Raw genomic sequence first — 17505 nt, 5'->3', positions numbered from 1 at the left:
CTTGGAAAACTGTGCGCGCAACATACGTTCCGCGCGCCCAAAGTCAAGCGGGAAGGCGAGTGCCGCCCCGGGTTTCACGCGCAGGTCCCGTGCGTCAGATTTCCTCGCGCACGAAGCCCTTGCCGCGCCAGTAGTAGAAGGGCACCGGATGGGCCGGGTCCAGTTCCGGATCGTCGGCCAGCCGCGCCTGAAGTTCCTCGATGATCGTCAGCGTGATCGTCGGCAGTTCCAGCGACTTGGCCTCCTGAAGGGTCAGCCAGTGCACGTCCTCCAGCTCGCCGGAGGGGCCGGTGCCCGAAGGCAGGCGGTCGGCCACCGCATCGGCGAAAACGGCGAGAAACCGCGTGTCGAAGCGGCGCGGCCGGCGGGGAGGGGTGATCGCGCGGGCGATCAGGCGCACGGGCGAAAGGTCCGGCAGCAGGCGCCGCTCGGAGAACGCGGCCATGTCGCCGCTGCCTTGCCAAGCCAGATCGCTGGGCGTGCCGACCAGCAGGCCGGCCTCCTCGTAGGTCTCGCGAATGGCGGCGACGGTGAAGGCGCGGGCGCGGGCCTCCGTCTTCGGCCCCTTCATCGCGTGGACCAGCTTGCTGGCAACGCCGGGATGATAGTCGCCGGTGACCGGCACGCGGCTGTCGGCCGGGTCGACCCGGCCTCCGGGAAAAACGAACATGCCCGGCATGAAGCGGTGCCGCATGTGGCGGCGGCCCATCAGCACGCGGTGATTCCCGTCTTCCTTGCGGTCGAGCACGAGCAGCGTTGCCGCATCCTTGGGCCGCAGGTTCGGGTTGTTCGTCTGCCGCTCGGCCTCGGACAGCCGGCGCACCAGGAACTCGTTCATGTGCGAGAGCTGTCTCCGCCGAAGTCGTAGGCCGGCTGGTCGTCGCCGATGGCGTTCGGGTCGAAGCCGTGCATGTAGTTGGCCCATTGCAGGCCGATCAGCGCACCCTTGATGGGCGGCAGGCAGGCCAGCGTCATGATGACGATCAGCGGCAGCCAGAGCACCGTGTGCAGCCACATCGGCGGCACCATCATCATCTCGACCGCCAGCGCGATCGGCAGCACCACGTGGCCGACCAGGAAGATGGTGAAATAGGGCGGGGCATCGTCGGCGCGGTGGTGGTGCAGCTCTTCGCCGCACGAGGCACAGACCGGCTCCACCTTCAGGTACTTGCCGTAAAGGCGGCCGGAACCGCAGGCCGGGCAGCGTCCCTTGGCACCGAACATCATGGCGCGGCTGACATCGCGCTTGGGCTTGGCGTTCGGAGCGCTCGTGGTGATCGCGCCCGACAGCTCGGGCGAGCCTGCATAGGTGACTGTCATTTCCGCCGTCCTTTCGATGGCCGCCCCTTCGACGGATGTCCCGGCTTGGCCGAGCGGCCCGCGCCGCCGCTTCGATGCTTGCGGTTGCGCTCAAGGGTGCGTTCGCGCGCACTCCTCCGCTTGTGATAGTGACCTTCACTCAAAAGTTCAAACCGCAGGGCACCCGCATAAGGGGCCGCTTCGACCAGTCGAACCTCCACCCGATCCCCAAGAGAGTAGGTTTCTCCTGTGGTTCGGCCGCTCATCGAATGCGACGATTCGTCGTAATGGTAGTAGTCGTCGCCGATGGTCGAGGCGGGCACGAAACCGTCTGCACCGGTGTCGTCGAGGCGGATGAACAGGCCCGACTTGACGACGCCGGAGATCCGCCCGGCAAACCGGGTGCCCACCTGGTCGGCCAGCCACAGGGCGATGAGCCGGTCGATGGTATCGCGCTCGGCCAGCATCGCCCGGCGCTCGGCGGCGGAGACGTCCGCGCCGATCATCTCCAGCTTGCCGTCCATCCCGTCCGGCAGCCCGTCGTCGCCCAGCTTCAGCGCCCGGATCAGGCCGCGATGGACGATGAGGTCCGCATAGCGGCGGATCGGCGAGGTGAAATGGGCGTAGCGGCGCAGGTTGAGGCCGAAATGGCCGATGTTCTGCGGCGAATATTCCGCCTGGGCCTGGCTGCGCAGGATCACCTGGTTGACCAGTTCGGCCTCGGGCGTGCCCTCGACCTTCTTCAGGATGCCGTTGAAGGCCGCAGGGCGGATGCCGCCACCGGAGGCGAGGCGGATGCCGAGCGTCCCCAGGAACTCCTTCAGCGCTTCCAGCTTCTCCGGGCTCGAGGCGTCGTGGACGCGGTAGAGCAGCGGCACGCCGTGCTTCTCCAGCGTCTCGGCCGCCGCCACGTTGGCCTGGATCATGAATTCCTCGATCAGCTTGTGCGCGTCGAGGCGGTTGGGCACGTAGACGCCGTCCACCGTGCCGTCCGGCTTCAGGCGGATCTTGCGCTCCGGCAGGTCGAGATCCAGCGGCTCGCGCGCCTCGCGGCCGCGCTTCAGGCACGCATAGGCCGCCCAGAGCGGCTTCAGGATCTCCTCCAGCACCGCATCGGCGACGATGCCCGGCTCTCCGTCGATGGCCGCCTGCGCCTTGTCGTAGGATATCTTCAGCGCCGAGCGCATCATCACCCGGTGGAAGCTGTGGCCGAGCTTGCGCCCGTCCTTGTCGAAGACCATGCGCACGGCCATGGCCGGGCGGTCCTCGCCTTCCTTCAGCGAGCACAGCCCGTTGGACAGCGCCTCGGGCAGCATCGGGATCACCCGGTCGGGGAAATAGACCGAATTGCCGCGCAGATGCGCCTCGCGGTCGAGCGGCTCGCCCGGGCGCACGTAATAGGCCACGTCCGCGATGGCGACGGTGGCGACATAGCCGCCCGCATTGGCCGGATCCTCGTCGGCGACCGCATGCACGGCGTCGTCGTGGTCCTTGGCATCGGCCGGGTCGATGGTGATCAGCGGCAGCTTGCGCCAGTCCTCGCGGCCCGACATCGTCGCCGGCTTGGCGTTTTCCGCCACCTCGATCACCCGGTCGGGGAAGTCGTGCGGGATGCCGTGGGTGTGCAGGGCGATCTCGGAGACCGCCATTTCCGAATGCATGGTTCCGATGCGGCGGACAATGCGCCCGCGCGGCAGGCCATAGCGGCCGACCTTGGTGACCTGTGCGCCGACGAGGTCGCCGTCTTCCGCGCCCTTGAGATCGCTTGTGTCGATCTCGAGTTCCTTCTGCTTGCGGTCGATCGGCTCCAGGAAGGTGCGCCCGCGCGCCTGGCGCAGGATGCCGAGCACGCTCGAGGCCTGGCGGTCCAGCAGCTTGATGATGCGACCCGAGCGGGTCGCCTCGTCGCCGGTCGGATCTTCGGTGAGGCGCACCAAGAGCCGGTCGCCGAGACCGGGGGCGCGCATGTCGGACTTGCGCGGGTCGGGCAGCACCAGGATGCGCGGAGCGGTCCCGTGCTCTTCCTCGTCCCAGCTGGCCGGCTCTGCCAGCAGCTCGCCGTCGCTGTCGCGGCCGGTGACCAGCACCACCAGCACCGGCGGCAGGTCGCCGGGGCGCGAGAGGCGCTTCTGCCGCTTTTCCAGCAGGCCGTCGTCGGCCATCTCGCGCAGCAGGCGCTTCAGGTAGATGCGGGCGCCGCCCGTGATGCCGAAATGCCGCGCGATCTCGCGCTTGCCGGCCATCCCGGGATTGTCGGCGATGAAGGCCATGATCGCGTCCCGGCTCGGCAGCTCGGCCGTGCCCTTGGTCTTCTCGCCCTTTTTCGCCGTGCGCGGACGTTTCGGCCCCTTGGTGGTCAAGCAGTGCCATCCGCGGCGGTGTCCGCCTTCTTGGTCTTCGTCGCCGTCTTGGCTGCGGGCTTCTTCGCCGCGGTCTTCTTGGCGGCAGGCTTTTTCGCGGCCGTCTTCTTGGCGGCGGGCTCCTTGGCGTCCGCCGACTTGGTCGCAGCCTTCTTGGCAGGCGCCTTCTTCGCGCCCTTGCCCGACTTGCCGGCCTTGGCGTTGACGATCTCGATCGCCTCTTCCAGCGTCACCGACATCGGGTCCTTGCCCTTGGGCAGGGTGGCGTTGACCTTCGCCCACTTCACGTACGGGCCGTAGCGGCCGTCCTGCACGGTGATCGGCCCGCCGTCCGGATGCTCGCCGAGCTCCTTCAGCGGGGCGGCACCGGCGCGTCCGCGCGACGACTTCGCCCGCTTCTGGGCCAGCGCGTCGACCGCGCGGTTGATGCCGACGGAGAACACCTCGTCGGCGCTTTCCAGATTGGCATAGGTGCCGTCATGCAGCACGAACGGGCCGTAGCGGCCGATGCCGGCGGAGATCATCTTGCCGTCTTCGGGGTGCGGGCCGACCTCGCGCGGCAGCGACAGGAGCTGCAGCGCCTTGTCGAGATCCATGTCGGCGACCTGCCAGCCGCGCGGCAGCGAGGCGCGCTTGGGCTTGGCTTCCTCGCCGAGCTGGACATAGGGGCCGAAGCGGCCCGAGCGCAGCGTCACGTCGAGACCGGTCTCCGGGTCCTGGCCGAGCAGCTTCGGACCGTCGGCGATTTCCGCATCGCCCTCCTCGCCGCTGCCCGCCGACAGCTGGCGCGTATAGCCGCAATGGGGCGGGTTCTCGTTGGGAACCTTCCCCTCCAGCTTGTCCTTGTCGTAGTTCGAGCAGCCGACGAAGGCGCCGAAGCGGCTGACCTTCAGCGACAGGCGGCCGGCGCCGCAGACCGGGCACTTGCGCGGATCCTCGCCATTGCCCGTGTCGGGGAAGACGTGGGCGGCCAGCATCTCGTTCAGCGCTTCCAGAACCTCCGATACGCGCAGGTCCTTGGTGTCGTGCACCGAGCCGGAGAAATCCTTCCAGAAATCGCGCAAGACGTCCTTCCACGACAGTTCGCCGGCCGAGATGCGGTCGAGCTTTTCCTCCAGCGCCGCCGTGAAGTCGTATTCCACGTAGCGGTTGAAGAAGCTTTCCAGGAACGCGGTGACGAGCCGGCCCTTGTCCTGCGGGATCAGGCGCTTGCCGTCGAGATGCACATAGTCGCGGTCGCGCAGGGTCTGCAGGGTCGAGGCGTAGGTCGAGGGACGGCCGATGCCGAGCTCTTCCATCTTCTTGACCAGCGTCGCCTCGGTGAAGCGGGCAGGGGGCTCGGTGAAGTGCTGCGCCGTCTCGATGGACTGGCGCTCCACCTTCTCGCCCTCGCTCATCGCCGGCAGGCGGCGGGCGTCCTCGTCCTCCTCGTCGTCGCGGCCCTCCTGGTAGAGGGCGAGGAAGCCGTCGAAGCGCACGACCGAGCCGGTGGCGCGCAGGGTGGCCGGGCCACCGGTGCCGCTGGCGTCGATATCGACCGTGGTGCGCTCCAGCACCGCGGATTCCATCTGCGAGGCGATGGTGCGCTTCCACACCAGCTCGTAGAGCCGGGCGGCGTCGGGATCGAGATAGCGGGCAACGTCCCGCGGGCGGCGGGTCAGGTCGGTCGGACGGATCGCCTCGTGCGCCTCCTGGGCGTTCTTCGCCTTGGAGGAGTAGTGGCGCGGCTTTTCCGGCACGTAGTTGTCGCCGTAGTCCTTGCCGATCACCTTGCGGGCTGAGGCGATGGCCTCGCCGGCGATCTGGACGCCGTCGGTACGCATGTAGGTGATGAGACCGACGGTCTCGCCGCCGATATCGGCGCCTTCATACAGCTTCTGGGCGATCTGCATGGTGCGGGCGGCGGCGAAGCCGTATTTGCGCGAGGCTTCCTGCTGCAGCGTCGAGGTGGTGAAGGGCGCGGCCGGGTGACGGCGCTGCGGCTTCGATTCAACGCTGGCGACCTTCAGCGAGGCGGCCCGCAGGAAATCGGCGATCTTGTTCGCCTGGTCCTCGTTGGCGATGTCGAGGCGGCCGAGCTTCTTGCCCTCGAAGGCGGCGATGCGCGCCTGGAAGGTCGCGCCGCCCGCCGTCGTCAGGTTGGCCAGCACCGACCAGTATTCCTGGCGCACGAAGCGCTCGATCTCCGCCTCCCGGTCGCAGACCAGACGCAGGGCGACCGACTGCACGCGGCCGGCCGAGCGAGCGCCCGGCAGCTTGCGCCACAGCACCGGCGACAGGGTGAAGCCGACGAGGTAGTCGAGCGCGCGGCGGGCCAGATAGGCATCGACCAGCGGCTCGTCGAGCTCGCGCGGGTTGGCCATCGCGTCGAGGACGGACTTCTTGGTGATGGCGTTGAAGACGACGCGCTGGACCGGCTTGTCCTTCAGCGCCTTCTTCTGCCGCAGCACCTCGAGCACATGCCAGGAAATCGCCTCGCCTTCGCGGTCGGGGTCAGTCGCGAGGATCAGGCGGTCGGCATCCTTGACGGCGCGGACGATGTCGTTGAGGCGCTTCTGGGACTTCGCATCGACATCCCAGGTCATTGCGAAATCTTCGTCGGGCAGCACGGAACCGTCCTTGGGGGGCAGGTCGCGGACATGGCCGTAGGAGGCGAGGACCTGATAATCCGGGCCAAGATACTTGTTGATGGTCTTGGCCTTGGCCGGCGATTCCACAATGACGATATTCATGAGACCCCAAACAGGAAAACGGTCGCGCCGATCCGTTCGGACGGCGCCTTGCAGCGGATACGGTCTGCGCGACTGACGCGGGACGATCCCCCAAATGCATGGCCGCTGTCAAATGACCTTTCCGGCAGGGCGGGTCAAGGGTCGCTGCGGAATTCGCGGCGGTCCTGCTGCGAAGGGATGAGAGGGGAAGGGGTCTTGCGCCGGCCCGGTGAGGGCCGTTGGCGCGGCGCGGACGGACCTGGGGCAAGGGGCGAGGCGGGCCGAAAAGGCCCGCCTTGTCCGTCGTTTACGCCACGTTCCGGCGGCGGCCGGCGATGAGGTCGAGCACCGAACGGGCGGCGTCGAGCACGTTGGAGCCGGGTCCGAAGATTGCCGAGACGCCCGCATCCTTCAGGAACTGGTAGTCCTGACGCGGGATCACGCCGCCGACGACCACGATGATGTCGGAGGCGCCGCGCGCCTTCAGCGCCTCGACCAGCTGCGGGGCCAGCGTCTTGTGGCCGGCGGCGAGCGAGGACATGCCCACCACATGCACCTTGTTCTTCACCGCAAGGTCGGCCGCTTCTTCCGGCGTCTGGAACAGCGGGCCGGCGATCACGTCGAAGCCAATGTCGCCGAAGGCCGAGGCGATCACCTTGGCGCCGCGGTCGTGGCCGTCCTGTCCGAGCTTGGCGACGAGCACGCGCGGCGTTTCGCCCAGCGTGGAGGCAAAGTCGGAGAGCCGCTGCACCAGCGTCTCGTATTCCGGCTCGCCCTCATAGGCCGGGCCGTAGACCTGGCGCACCACCTTGGGCACCGCCTCGTGGTCGCCGAAGGCCTCGCGCAGCGCGTCGGAAATCTCGCCGAGCGTGGCGCGGGCGCGGGCCGCTTCCACGGCCGCTTCCAGGATGTTGCCCTCGCCCGTGCGGGCGACTTCGCGCAGCGCGTCCAGGGTCTCCTGCGCACGCTGGGGATCGCGCTGGCGCCGCGTGCGCTCGATGCGGGCGATCTGGGACTCCCGCACCGCCTTGTTGTCGATGTCGAGGATCTCGATGTCGTCCTCGTTCTCCAGGCGGAACTTGTTGACGCCGACGATCACCTCGTCGCCGCGGTCGACGGCGGCCTGGCGACGGGTCGCGGCCTCCTCGATCATCCGCTTGGGCAGGCCCTTGTCGACGGCTGCGGTCATGCCGCCCTCGGCCTCGATGCGTTCGATGATCTCCCAGGCGCGGGTGGCCAGCTCGTTTGTCAGGCTCTCCACGTAATAGGAGCCGGCCAGCGGGTCGACGACCTTGGTCACGCCCGTCTCGTGCTGCAGGATCAGCTGGGTGTTGCGGGCGATGCGGGCGGAGAACTCCGTCGGCAGGGCGATGGCCTCGTCGAAGGAGTTGGTGTGCAGCGACTGGGTGCCGCCGAGGGCCGCCGACATCGCCTCGAAGGCGGTGCGCACGATGTTGTTGTACGGGTCCTGCTCCTGCAGCGACACGCCGGAGGTCTGGCAGTGGGTGCGCAGCATCAGGGAGGAGGCCTTCTTCGGCTGGAACTCCGTCATGATGCGCGACCACAGCAGGCGCGCGGCCCGCAGCTTCGCCGCTTCCATGAAGAAGTTCATGCCGATGGCGAAGAAGAAGGAGAGGCGCCCGGCAAAGGCGTCGACGTCGAGCCCCTTCTTCAGCGCGGCGCGCACATATTCGCGCCCGTCCGCCAGCGTGAAGGCCAGCTCCTGCACCAGGGTCGCTCCGGCTTCCTGCATGTGGTAGCCGGAAATGGAGATGGAGTTGAACTTCGGCATCTCCTTCGCCGTGTACTCGATGATGTCGGCGATGATCCGCATCGAGGGCTCGGGCGGGTAGATGTAGGTGTTGCGGACCATGAACTCCTTGAGGATGTCGTTCTGGATGGTCCCGGAGAGCTTGGACCTCGGCACGCCCTGTTCCTCGCCCGCGACGATGAAGTTGGCGAGGATCGGGATCACCGCGCCGTTCATGGTCATCGAGACGGAGATCTGCTCCAGCGGGATGCCGTCGAACAGGATCTTCATGTCCTCGACGCTGTCGATGGCGACGCCCGCCTTGCCGACATCGCCGACGACGCGCGGATGGTCGCTGTCATAGCCGCGATGGGTGGCAAGGTCGAAGGCGACCGAGACGCCCTGCTGCCCGGCGGCGAGCGCCTTGCGGTAGAAGGCGTTGGATTCCTCGGCCGTGGAGAAGCCCGCATATTGCCGGATCGTCCAGGGGCGGCCGGCATACATGGTCGCGCGCGGGCCGCGCAGGAAGGGCTCGAAGCCGGGCAGGGTGCCCAGGTGCCCGATCCCTTCCAGGTCCTCCTCGGTGTAGAGCGGCTTGACCGGGATGCCCTCCGGCGTCTGCCAGACGAGGTCCTGCGGATCGCTGCCCTTGAGCTCCTTCGAGGCCAGGTCCATCCAGTCGCGAACGGTCTTCTTCTCGGTCATGACCCGCTCCTATTCGAATTCCATGATGATCTCGTCGACGGCGAGGCTGTCGCCCGGCTTGGCGGCGATGGTCTTGACCACGCCCTTGCGCTCGGCCTTCAGCACGTTCTCCATCTTCATCGCTTCCACCGTGGCGAGCGTCTGACCCGCCTCGACGGTCTGGCCCTGCTCCACCGCGATGGACACCACCAGGCCCGGCATCGGGCACAGCAGCATCTTCGAGGTGTCTGCCGGGATCTTCTCCGGCATCAGCCGCGCGGCCATCGCCTGGCGCGGGGTGAGGCAGGAGAGCACCACCTCGGCACCGCGGCGGCGCAGGCGGAAGCCCTGCAGCGTCGGGTCGACCTTCACCGCCAGCGACCGGCCGTCGACACTCGCCTCGATCAAGGGCGTGCCCGGCTTCCAGCTGCCGAGGGCGATCTTGCGCGGGGCGGACAGCGCCGTGCCGTCCTCGCCCTCGCGCGGCGCGACCGTGTAGCTGCCGTCGCCGTTTTCGGTGATCGCGACCGGAAACTCCTCACGCTCCACCACGATGGTCCAGTTCGGCCCGACCACGCGGCGGTGGTTGTCCATGGCGCCGCTGATCTGCGTTGCCCGTGTCTCGGACACATGGTTGCAGGCCGCGGCCACTGCGACAAGCTCCTGAAGCGCATCGGCCTCCGGCGTCACGCCGGCAAAGCCTTCCGGATATTCCTCGGCGATGAAGGCCGTGGTGATGGCGCCGCTGCGGAAGCGCGGGTGGTCCATCACGGCGGAGAGGAAGGGCAGGTTGTGGCCGATGCCCTCCACCTCGAACCGGTCGAGCGCATCGGCCATGGCGTCGATGGCCTCGATGCGCTTGGGCGCCCAGGTGCACAGCTTGGCGATCATCGGGTCGTAGAACATCGAGATCTCGCCGCCCTCGAAGACGCCGGTATCGTTGCGCACGATGGTGCCGTCCTCGCGGGTGCCTTCCTGCGGCGGGCGGTAGCGGGTCAGCCGGCCGATCGAGGGCAGGAAGTTGCGATAGGGGTCCTCGGCATAGAGCCGGCTTTCCATCGCCCAGCCGTTCAGCTTCACGTCGTCCTGCGTGATCGACAGCTTTTCGCCGGCGGCGACGCGGATCATCTGCTCCACCAGGTCGATGCCGGTGATCAGCTCGGTCACCGGATGCTCCACCTGCAGGCGGGTGTTCATCTCCAGGAAGTAGAAGTTGCGGTCGCCGTCGACGATGAACTCGACCGTGCCGGCCGAGGCGTAGTTCACCGCCTTGGACAGGGCCACCGCCTGCTCGCCCATGGCCTTGCGGGTTGCCTCGTCGAGGAAGGGCGAGGGCGCCTCCTCGATGACCTTCTGATTGCGACGCTGGATCGAGCATTCGCGCTCGCCGAGATAGATCGCGTTGCCGTGGCTGTCGGCCAGCACCTGGATCTCGATGTGGCGCGGCTGGGTGACGAACTTCTCGATGAAGATGCGGTCGTCGCCGAAGGAATTGGCCGCCTCGTTCTTCGACGACTGGAAGCCCTCGCGCGCCTCCGCGTCGTTCCAGGCGATGCGCATGCCCTTGCCGCCGCCGCCGGCGGAGGCCTTGATCATCACCGGATAGCCGATCTCGCCTGAGATCTTCACCGCCTCGTCCGCGTCCGCGATCAGGCCCATGTAGCCCGGCACGGTGGACACGCCCGCCTCGGCGGCCAACTTCTTGGAGGTGATCTTGTCGCCCATCGCCTCAATGGCCGAGGCCGGCGGGCCGATGAAGGCAACGCCCTCCTTGGCGAGCCGCTCGGCGAACTCGGCGCGCTCCGACAGGAAACCGTAGCCCGGATGCACCGCATCGGCGCCGGACGCGCGGATCGCATCCATGATCTTGTCGATGACGATGTAGGACTGGTTGGCCGGCGGCGGGCCGATATGGATCGCCTCGTCGGCCATCTTCACATGCAGCGCGTCGCGGTCGGCGTCGGAATAGACGGCGACGGTCTGGATGCCCATCTTGCGCGCGGTCTTGATGACCCGGCATGCGATCTCGCCGCGATTGGCGATCAGGATTTTCTTGATCATTGTTCTGTCGGTCCCGTTCGTGGGTCTGCGCGCATCACAGCGGAATGTTGTCGTGCTTCTTCCAGGGGTTGGAGAGCTGCTTGTTGCGCAGCGTCGCCAGCGCCCGTGCGACCCGCCGGCGGGTCGAGTGCGGCATGATCACGTCGTCGATGAAGCCCTTCTCCGCCGCCACGAACGGGTTGGCGAAGCGGTCCTCGTATTCCTTGGTGCGCGCGGCGATCTTCTCCGGGTCGCCCAGCTCGGAGCGGTAGAGGATCTCGGTCGCGCCCTTGGCGCCCATCACCGCGATCTCGGCCGTCGGCCAGGCGTAGTTGATGTCGCCGCGGATATGCTTGGACGACATCACGTCATAGGCGCCGCCATAGGCCTTGCGGGTGATGACGGTGACCTTCGGAACGGTCGCCTCGCCATAGGCGAAGAGCAGCTTGGCGCCGTGCTTGATGACGCCGCCGTATTCCTGGCTGGTGCCGGGCAGGAAGCCGGGCACGTCGACCAGGGTCAGGATCGGGATGTTGAAGCAGTCGCAGAAGCGCACGAAGCGCGCGGCCTTGCGCGAGGAGTTGATGTCGAGCACGCCGGCCAGCACCATCGGCTGGTTGGCGACGACGCCGACCGTCTGCCCCTCGATGCGGATGAAGCCGGTGACGATGTTGCCGGCATAGTTCTCCTGGAGCTCGAAGAAGTCGCCCTCGTCGGCGATCTTCACGATCAGCTCCTTCATGTCGTAGGGCTTGTTCGGGTTGTCCGGGATCAGCGTGTCGAGCGAATTGTCGATGCGCGCCGGATCGTCGAAGAACGGACGGACGGGCGGCTTCTCGCGGTTGCTGGAGGGCAGGAAGTCGATGAAGCGGCGCAGGGCGATCAGCGCCTCCACGTCGTTGTCGAAGGCGCCGTCCGCGACCGAGGACTTGCTGGTATGGGTCTTGGCGCCGCCCAGCTCCTCCGCCGTCACCACCTCGTTGGTCACCGTCTTCACCACATCCGGGCCGGTGACGAACATGTAGGACGTGTCGCGGACCATGAAGATGAAGTCGGTCATCGCCGGCGAGTAGACCGCGCCGCCCGCGCAGGGGCCCATGATCATGGAGATCTGCGGCACCACGCCCGAGGCCATGATGTTGCGCTGGAAGACGTCGGCATAGCCGGCGAGCGAGGCGACGCCTTCCTGGATGCGGGCGCCGCCGCTGTCGTTGAGGCCGATCACGGGCGCGCCGTTCTTCATCGCCATGTCCATGATCTTGCAGATCTTCTGGGCATGGGTCTCGGACAGCGAGCCGCCGAACACGGTGAAGTCCTGCGAGAACACGTAAACCATGCGCCCGTTCACCGTGCCCCAGCCGGTGATGACGCCGTCGCCCGGCATCGAGGTGTCCTGCATGCCGAAATCCACGCAGCGGTGGGTGACGAACATGTCGTATTCCTCGAACGAGCCTTCATCGAGGAAGATCTCGACGCGTTCGCGCGCCGTCAGCTTGCCCTTGGCATGCTGCGCCTCGATACGGCGTGTGCCGCCCGCAAGACGGGCGGCGGCGCGGCGGTTTTCCAGTTCCTGCAAAATTTCCTGCATGGCTGGCCTTTCGGGCTCTGGTGGCGTTGCGCTCTTGTGGCGGCAGCGGACTGATGATCAGCGGGTGCGGGCGCGCACCAGCGTAACGGCGATGGCAGCGGCAAGCACGGACTTCACGATACCGCCGATGACGAAGGGATAAAGCCCCAGTGCGAGAATCGGCTTGTCGAAACCGATGAGCGCGCCGAGCCACAGCAGGCCGGGGACGAAGACGACGGCCTGGGCCATGATCGAGGCCGGGATCGCCTGCCACAGGTTTTGCGTCCAGCCGCGCTCGGCGAAGATGCCGGCAAGCCAGGCGGAGGCGAGGAAGCCGAGGAGGAAGCCGCCGGTCGGGCCCATCATGTAGGCAAGGCCGATGCCCTTGGCGGGCGTGTCGGCGAAGACCGGCAGGCCGGCCGCGCCCTGCAGCAGGTAGGCGGCGACGGCAGCGGTCGCCAGACGCGGGCCGAGCGTGAAGCCCAGCACCAAGAGCGCCAGCGTCTGCAGCGTCATCGGCACCGGGTAGAACGGCACGCTGACCTTGGCCGAGGCGGTCAGCAGCAGCGATCCGGCCAGGGCAATGGCGAGCGAGCGGAGCAGGGTACGGGGCGTGGTGGTGGCGGCGAAGCTGCCGGACATGGCGTTTCCTCCTGGGGGCCGCGTGCGGGGCTTGCCGACCCGGATGCCGCGGGCTCTCGTGTTCGGGGCCGCACGTCGCGTCGGGCATGTCGCCTCGCGCATGCGGCACATTGCCTGTTCGCTACTCCTTTTCGCCTTGCAGCGGGAGAGTTGAAAAAGCCGCAAAGCGAATTTAATCTGTTTGCAAACTACATTTTGCGAATTTGCAAACATCTCCAGCCGGGCCCCCGCCATGAAGAGCGTGTCATGAAAAAGCTGTTCCTCGGCCGCCAGATCCGCAGCCTGCGCGAGAAGGCCCAGCTGACGCAACGGGATTTCGCCGAACGGCTCGGCCTGTCGACCAGCTATGTCAACCAGCTGGAGAACAACCAGCGCCCGGTCTCCGCGCCGGTCCTGCTCACCCTGTCGGAGCGGTTCGGCCTCGACCTTGCCTCGGTCTCTGTCGACGACGACGACCGGCTGATCGCCGCCCTGCAGGAGGTCTTCGCCGATCCGGTGCTGGCGGGCGCCGTGCCGGGCCTGCAGGATTTCAAGATGGTCAGCCAGAACGCGCCGGACTTCGCCCATGCGCTTGTGCGCCTGCATCAGGCCTATCGCCAGATGGGTGAGCAGCTCGCGCAGTTCGACGACCGGCTCGCCCGCGACGAGGGGTTGGCCCGCCCGACCCCTTACGAGGAAGTGCGCGACTTCTTCCATTTCGAGAACAATTATATCCACGAGCTGGACCTTGCCGCCGAGGAACTGGCGACGCGCCTGTCGCCCTCGGGACGGATCTTCGCCCGCGACCTTGCGCAATATCTGGAGGAGCGGCACGGCATCGCCGTCGAGCGCCGGCGCGCGGGTACCGCGGGGGAGGGCGCCATCCGCCGCTTCGACCGGGAGCAGCGCCGGCTCTATCTCAACGAGGCGCTGCCTGAATCCACCATCGTCTTCCAGCTCGCCCACCAGATCGCGCTGCTGGAGGCCGGCGAGATCGTCGAGGCGGTGGTGGCGCGGGCACGGTTCCAGACCTCGGATGCGGCGCAGGTCGCGCGCATCGGCCTTGCCAACGCCTATGCCGGCGGCATGGTGCTGCCCTATCGCGCCTTCCTGTCGGCCGCGCAGGAGACCCGCCACGATCTCGACCTCATCGCCGACCGGTTCGGCGCCAGCCTGGAGCAGGTGGCGCATCGCCTCTCCACCATGCAGCGCCCTCGCCTGAAGGGCATTCCCTTCTTCTTCGCCCGGGTCGACAGGGCCGGCAACATCACCAAGCGCCACTCGGCGACCAAGCTGCAGTTCGCCCGCTTCGGCGCCGCCTGTCCGTTGTGGAACGTGCACCGCGCCTTCGAGAGCCACGGGGCGATCATCCGCCAGCTCGCCGAGACGCCGGACGGCTCGCGCTACATCTCGCTCGCCGCCCATGTGGTGAAGAAGTCCGGCGGCTACAGCGGCCCGGTGCTGCACTATGCCATCGCGCTGGGCGCGGAGATCGCCCATGCGCGCGACATCGTCTATTGCGACGATCTCGACCTCACCCGCGAGGCGGCGTTCGAGCCCATCGGCGTCTCCTGCCGCATCTGCGAGCGGCTCACCTGTCCGCAGCGCTCCGTGCCGCCGCTCAACCGGGCGATCTCCATCGACAGCGACGACCGCCGGCTGGTGCCTTACGCGATCCGCTGACGCCTTGCCTCGGCGAGGCATGCAGAATTCGTTTCATGCTGAAATTATTTCAGCATAAATCATTGTATTAAATGACAGAAATATATCCTGTTGACTGGAACGTAAACGTCATGCAGGGTTTTCTGCGGAGGAGGCCATGCAGCCCTATTACACCATCACCCAGCTGACGCAGGAATTCGGCGTGACGACACGCACCTTGCGCTTCTACGAGGCGGAGGGCTTTCTCAAGCCGACGCGGCGCGGGCGCCAGAGGCTCTACAAGCCCGGCGACCGGACGCGGCTGAAGCTGATCCTGCGTGGCAAGCGGCTCGGCTTCACCCTCGCGGAGATCCGCGACATCATCACCATGTACGACAAGTCGCCGGGCGAGGCGGGCCAGCTCCAGCTGCTGCTCCAGCGCATCGAGGGGCGGCGGGCCGAGCTGATGGCCAAGCGTCACGACATCGACCTGACGCTGGCAGAGCTCGACGAGGTGGAGCGCGGCGCCCGTGCCCGGCTCGGCGAGCTTGGACCGATGAGCGACCTGTTCTCCGCCGCGGCCGCGGCGACGAAGGCCGAATAGATCGAAAAGACATGACAAGAGCTCGCGCCTTGGCTCCTTGAAAGCGCGGGCCATCGACGGGAGGATGGGATGACGCAAGTAGCAGAGAAGGTGCGGGCGTTCGAGCCGCGCGACCCCGCCTGGCGCGATCGGGTCGAGGCGAGCTTCGCCCGTCAGGCCTTCATGACGACGCTGGGGGCCAGCATCGACCGGCTGGAGCCGGGCTCGGTCGACCTTGCCGTCGCCTTCGCCGACGGTCTCGTGCAGCAGCACGGCTATTTCCATGCCGGCGTCACCACCACGCTGGCCGATACCGCAGCCGGCTATGCCGCCCTGTCGCTTTACCCGAAGGGCTTCGGCGTGCTGACGACCGAGTTCAAGATGAACCTCTTGAACCCCGGCCGGGGCGCGCGTCTCGTCGCCCGCGGGCGGGTCATCAAGCCGGGGCGCACGCTCACCGTCACCGCATCCGACGTCTACGGCCAGACGCCGGGCGAGGAGGACATTCACATCGCCACCGGACTTTTCACAATGATCGCGCTGGAGGGGCTGAATGACTGATGCGCAAGGCGGTGCAGAGGCCACCGTCATCCGCCGGCTGGAGCCGTCCGACCGCGCCGCCTGGGATGGGCTGTGGGCGGCCTATCTCGCGTTCTACAAGCAGGAGCTGCCCGACGGCGTGAGCGATGCCATCTTCGCGCGGATTTCCGGCGACGGCGCCCATGAGGGGCTGGTCGCCGAACGCGGCGGGCGTCTTGTCGGCTTCGTGCACTATGTGGTGCACGAGACCACCTGGTCCATCGAGCCGACCTGCTATCTGGAAGACCTTTATGTCGACGAGAGCTTGCGCGGTGGCGGCGTCGGACGCGCGTTGATCGAGGGCGTCTATGCGGCGGCCCGCCGGCGCGGCTGCCGGTCCGTCTACTGGCAGACCCATGACGACAATGCCCGTGCCCGCCGGCTCTACGACCAGGTCGCGGTGCTGAGTTCCTTCGTGCGCTACGACCACGTGTTTTCGCAGGACTGAGGCGCCGCGCGCCGCCTGCCCATCTTTCGGAGACGAACCCATGATCCGCAACGACTTCCCCGGCTTCAACTTCAACCTCGGCGACACCGCCGACATGCTGCGCGACAGCGTCCGGTCCTTCTCGCAGGACACCATCGCCCCGCTCGCCGACCGCATTGACCGCGAGGACTGGTTCCCGCGCGAGGAGCTGTGGCCGGCCATGGGCGAGCTCGGCCTGCACGGCATCACGGTGGAAGAGGAGTGGGGCGGGTCTGGCCTCGGCTATCTCGAGCACTGCATCGCCATGGAAGAGGTCAGCCGCGCCTCCGCCTCCATCGGCCTGTCCTACGGCGCCCATTCCAATCTCTGCGTCAACCAGCTGCGCCGCTGGGGCACGGATGCGCAGAAGACGCGCTATCTGGCCAAGCTGGTCAGCGGCGAGCATCTCGGCGCGCTGGCCATGTCCGAGCCCGGCGCCGGTTCCGACGTCGTGTCGATGAAGCTGCGCGCCGACAAGCGCGGCGACCGCTACATCCTCAACGGCACCAAGATGTGGATCACCAACGGTCCGGATGCGGACACGATGATCGTCTATGCCAAGACCGATCCGTCCGCCGGCCCCAAGGGCATTACCGCCTTCCTCATCGAGAAGGACTTCAAGGGCTTCTCAGTCGCCCAGAAACTCGACAAGCTCGGCATGCGCGGCTCGCTCACCGGCGAGCTGGTGTTCGAGGATTGCGAGGTGCCGGAGGAGAACGTGCTCGGCGAGGTCGGCAAGGGCGTCAACGTGCTGATGTCCGGCCTCGACTACGAGCGCGCGGTGCTGGCGGCCGGCTGCATCGGCATCATGCAGGCGGCGATGGACGTGGTCATTCCCTACATCCACGAGCGCAAGCAGTTCGACCAGCCGATCGGCACCTTCCAGCTCGTCCAGGGCAAGATCGCCGACATGTATGTCTCGATGAACGCCAGCCGCGCCTATGTCTATGCGGTGGCCCAGTCCTGCGACCGCGGCGAGACGACGCGCGAGGACGCCGCCGGCGCCATCCTCTACGCGGCGGAGAACGCCACCAAGATCGCCCTCGACGCGATCCAGCTGCTCGGCGGCAACGGCTATATCAACGAGTACCCGACCGGCCGGCTGCTGCGCGATGCCAAGCTCTACGAGATCGGCGCGGGCACCTCGGAGATCCGCCGCATGCTGATCGGCCGCGAGATCTTCAACAAGACCGCGTAAGGGGCA

Annotated in this window: 13 protein-coding genes; 5 read left to right on the top strand and 8 right to left on the bottom strand. The window is 67.3% G+C overall.

Annotated elements, in window-relative coordinates; translation table 11 throughout:
• Positions 1 to 94 precede the first annotated feature (94 nt).
• The 8 genes from H7H34_RS12755 to H7H34_RS12720 form a co-directional block, all read right to left on the bottom strand.
• The gene (locus H7H34_RS12755; protein WP_185925398.1) at positions 95 to 838 is read right to left on the bottom strand and encodes an NUDIX hydrolase; all 744 of its coding nucleotides are present in this window, start codon (positions 836 to 838) and stop codon (positions 95 to 97) included.
• Positions 835 to 1320, bottom strand: coding sequence for a DUF983 domain-containing protein (locus H7H34_RS12750; RefSeq protein ID WP_067334120.1), 486 nt, complete (start codon positions 1318 to 1320; stop codon positions 835 to 837). Before H7H34_RS12750 ends, H7H34_RS12755 begins: the two co-directional genes overlap by 4 nt.
• Positions 1317 to 3659 carry a ribonuclease R gene (gene rnr / locus H7H34_RS12745; RefSeq protein WP_463668133.1) on the bottom strand — a complete coding sequence of 781 codons (2343 nt, stop codon included), beginning with the start codon at positions 3657 to 3659 and terminating at the stop codon, positions 1317 to 1319. Before rnr ends, H7H34_RS12750 begins: the two co-directional genes overlap by 4 nt.
• Positions 3656 to 6391, bottom strand: coding sequence for a type I DNA topoisomerase (gene topA / locus H7H34_RS12740; RefSeq protein ID WP_120267596.1), 2736 nt, complete (start codon positions 6389 to 6391; stop codon positions 3656 to 3658). Before topA ends, rnr begins: the two co-directional genes overlap by 4 nt.
• Before the next feature lie 286 nt (positions 6392 to 6677).
• Positions 6678 to 8825 (bottom strand): methylmalonyl-CoA mutase, encoded by a 2148-nt coding sequence (scpA, locus tag H7H34_RS12735; RefSeq protein WP_185925397.1) that lies wholly within the window; start codon positions 8823 to 8825, stop codon positions 6678 to 6680.
• A gap of 9 nt (positions 8826 to 8834) precedes the next feature.
• Positions 8835 to 10865: an acetyl-CoA carboxylase biotin carboxylase subunit gene (locus tag H7H34_RS12730; RefSeq protein ID WP_185925396.1), complete on the bottom strand. Its 2031-nt coding sequence runs from the start codon at positions 10863 to 10865 to the stop codon at positions 8835 to 8837.
• A gap of 34 nt (positions 10866 to 10899) precedes the next feature.
• A complete protein-coding gene (locus tag H7H34_RS12725; protein WP_067215996.1) occupies positions 10900 to 12432 on the bottom strand; it encodes an acyl-CoA carboxylase subunit beta in 1533 nt (510 codons plus the stop codon).
• A gap of 57 nt (positions 12433 to 12489) precedes the next feature.
• Entirely contained in the window at positions 12490 to 13053 is a 564-nt protein-coding gene (locus tag H7H34_RS12720; protein ID WP_185925395.1) for a biotin transporter BioY, read from the bottom strand.
• 246 nt (positions 13054 to 13299) lie between these two features.
• Between H7H34_RS12720 and H7H34_RS12715 the strand changes: the two genes are divergently transcribed.
• The 5 genes from H7H34_RS12715 to H7H34_RS12695 all read left to right on the top strand — a co-directional run bounded on the left by H7H34_RS12715 (position 13300) and on the right by H7H34_RS12695 (position 17499).
• Positions 13300 to 14715 carry a helix-turn-helix domain-containing protein gene (locus H7H34_RS12715; RefSeq protein WP_185925394.1) on the top strand — a complete coding sequence of 472 codons (1416 nt, stop codon included), beginning with the start codon at positions 13300 to 13302 and terminating at the stop codon, positions 14713 to 14715.
• A 136-nt stretch (positions 14716 to 14851) separates the two neighbouring features.
• Positions 14852 to 15277, top strand: coding sequence for a MerR family transcriptional regulator (locus H7H34_RS12710; protein ID WP_185925393.1), 426 nt, complete (start codon positions 14852 to 14854; stop codon positions 15275 to 15277).
• Between the two features lie 69 nt (positions 15278 to 15346).
• Positions 15347 to 15817: a PaaI family thioesterase gene (locus H7H34_RS12705; RefSeq protein WP_199681003.1), complete on the top strand. Its 471-nt coding sequence runs from the start codon at positions 15347 to 15349 to the stop codon at positions 15815 to 15817.
• Positions 15810 to 16283: a GNAT family N-acetyltransferase gene (locus H7H34_RS12700; protein ID WP_185925392.1), complete on the top strand. Its 474-nt coding sequence runs from the start codon at positions 15810 to 15812 to the stop codon at positions 16281 to 16283. The genes H7H34_RS12705 and H7H34_RS12700 overlap by 8 nt, the downstream gene beginning before the upstream one ends.
• A gap of 40 nt (positions 16284 to 16323) precedes the next feature.
• Entirely contained in the window at positions 16324 to 17499 is a 1176-nt protein-coding gene (locus H7H34_RS12695) for an isovaleryl-CoA dehydrogenase (protein WP_120267603.1), read from the top strand.
• Positions 17500 to 17505: the final 6 nt, after the last annotated feature.

Origin of the sequence: Stappia sp. 28M-7 (assembly GCF_014252955.1) — a bacterium.
In the GTDB taxonomy this organism is placed as follows: Bacteria; Pseudomonadota; Alphaproteobacteria; order Rhizobiales; family Stappiaceae; genus Stappia.
This window is presented reverse-complemented; position numbering and strand designations above follow the sequence as displayed.

Coding starts and splice junctions, on each gene's coding strand:
- H7H34_RS12755 (WP_185925398.1), bottom strand. CDS start 838: ATGAACGAGTTCCTGGTGCGCCGGCTGTCCGAGGCCGAGCGGCAGACG.
- H7H34_RS12750 (WP_067334120.1), bottom strand. CDS start 1,320: ATGACAGTCACCTATGCAGGCTCGCCCGAGCTGTCGGGCGCGATCACC.
- topA (WP_120267596.1), bottom strand. CDS start 6,391: ATGAATATCGTCATTGTGGAATCGCCGGCCAAGGCCAAGACCATCAAC.
- scpA (WP_185925397.1), bottom strand. CDS start 8,825: ATGACCGAGAAGAAGACCGTTCGCGACTGGATGGACCTGGCCTCGAAG.
- H7H34_RS12730 (WP_185925396.1), bottom strand. CDS start 10,865: ATGATCAAGAAAATCCTGATCGCCAATCGCGGCGAGATCGCATGCCGG.
- H7H34_RS12725 (WP_067215996.1), bottom strand. CDS start 12,432: ATGCAGGAAATTTTGCAGGAACTGGAAAACCGCCGCGCCGCCGCCCGT.
- H7H34_RS12720 (WP_185925395.1), bottom strand. CDS start 13,053: ATGTCCGGCAGCTTCGCCGCCACCACCACGCCCCGTACCCTGCTCCGC.
- H7H34_RS12715 (WP_185925394.1), top strand. CDS start 13,300: ATGAAAAAGCTGTTCCTCGGCCGCCAGATCCGCAGCCTGCGCGAGAAG.
- H7H34_RS12710 (WP_185925393.1), top strand. CDS start 14,852: ATGCAGCCCTATTACACCATCACCCAGCTGACGCAGGAATTCGGCGTG.
- H7H34_RS12705 (WP_199681003.1), top strand. CDS start 15,347: ATGACGCAAGTAGCAGAGAAGGTGCGGGCGTTCGAGCCGCGCGACCCC.
- H7H34_RS12700 (WP_185925392.1), top strand. CDS start 15,810: ATGACTGATGCGCAAGGCGGTGCAGAGGCCACCGTCATCCGCCGGCTG.
- H7H34_RS12695 (WP_120267603.1), top strand. CDS start 16,324: ATGATCCGCAACGACTTCCCCGGCTTCAACTTCAACCTCGGCGACACC.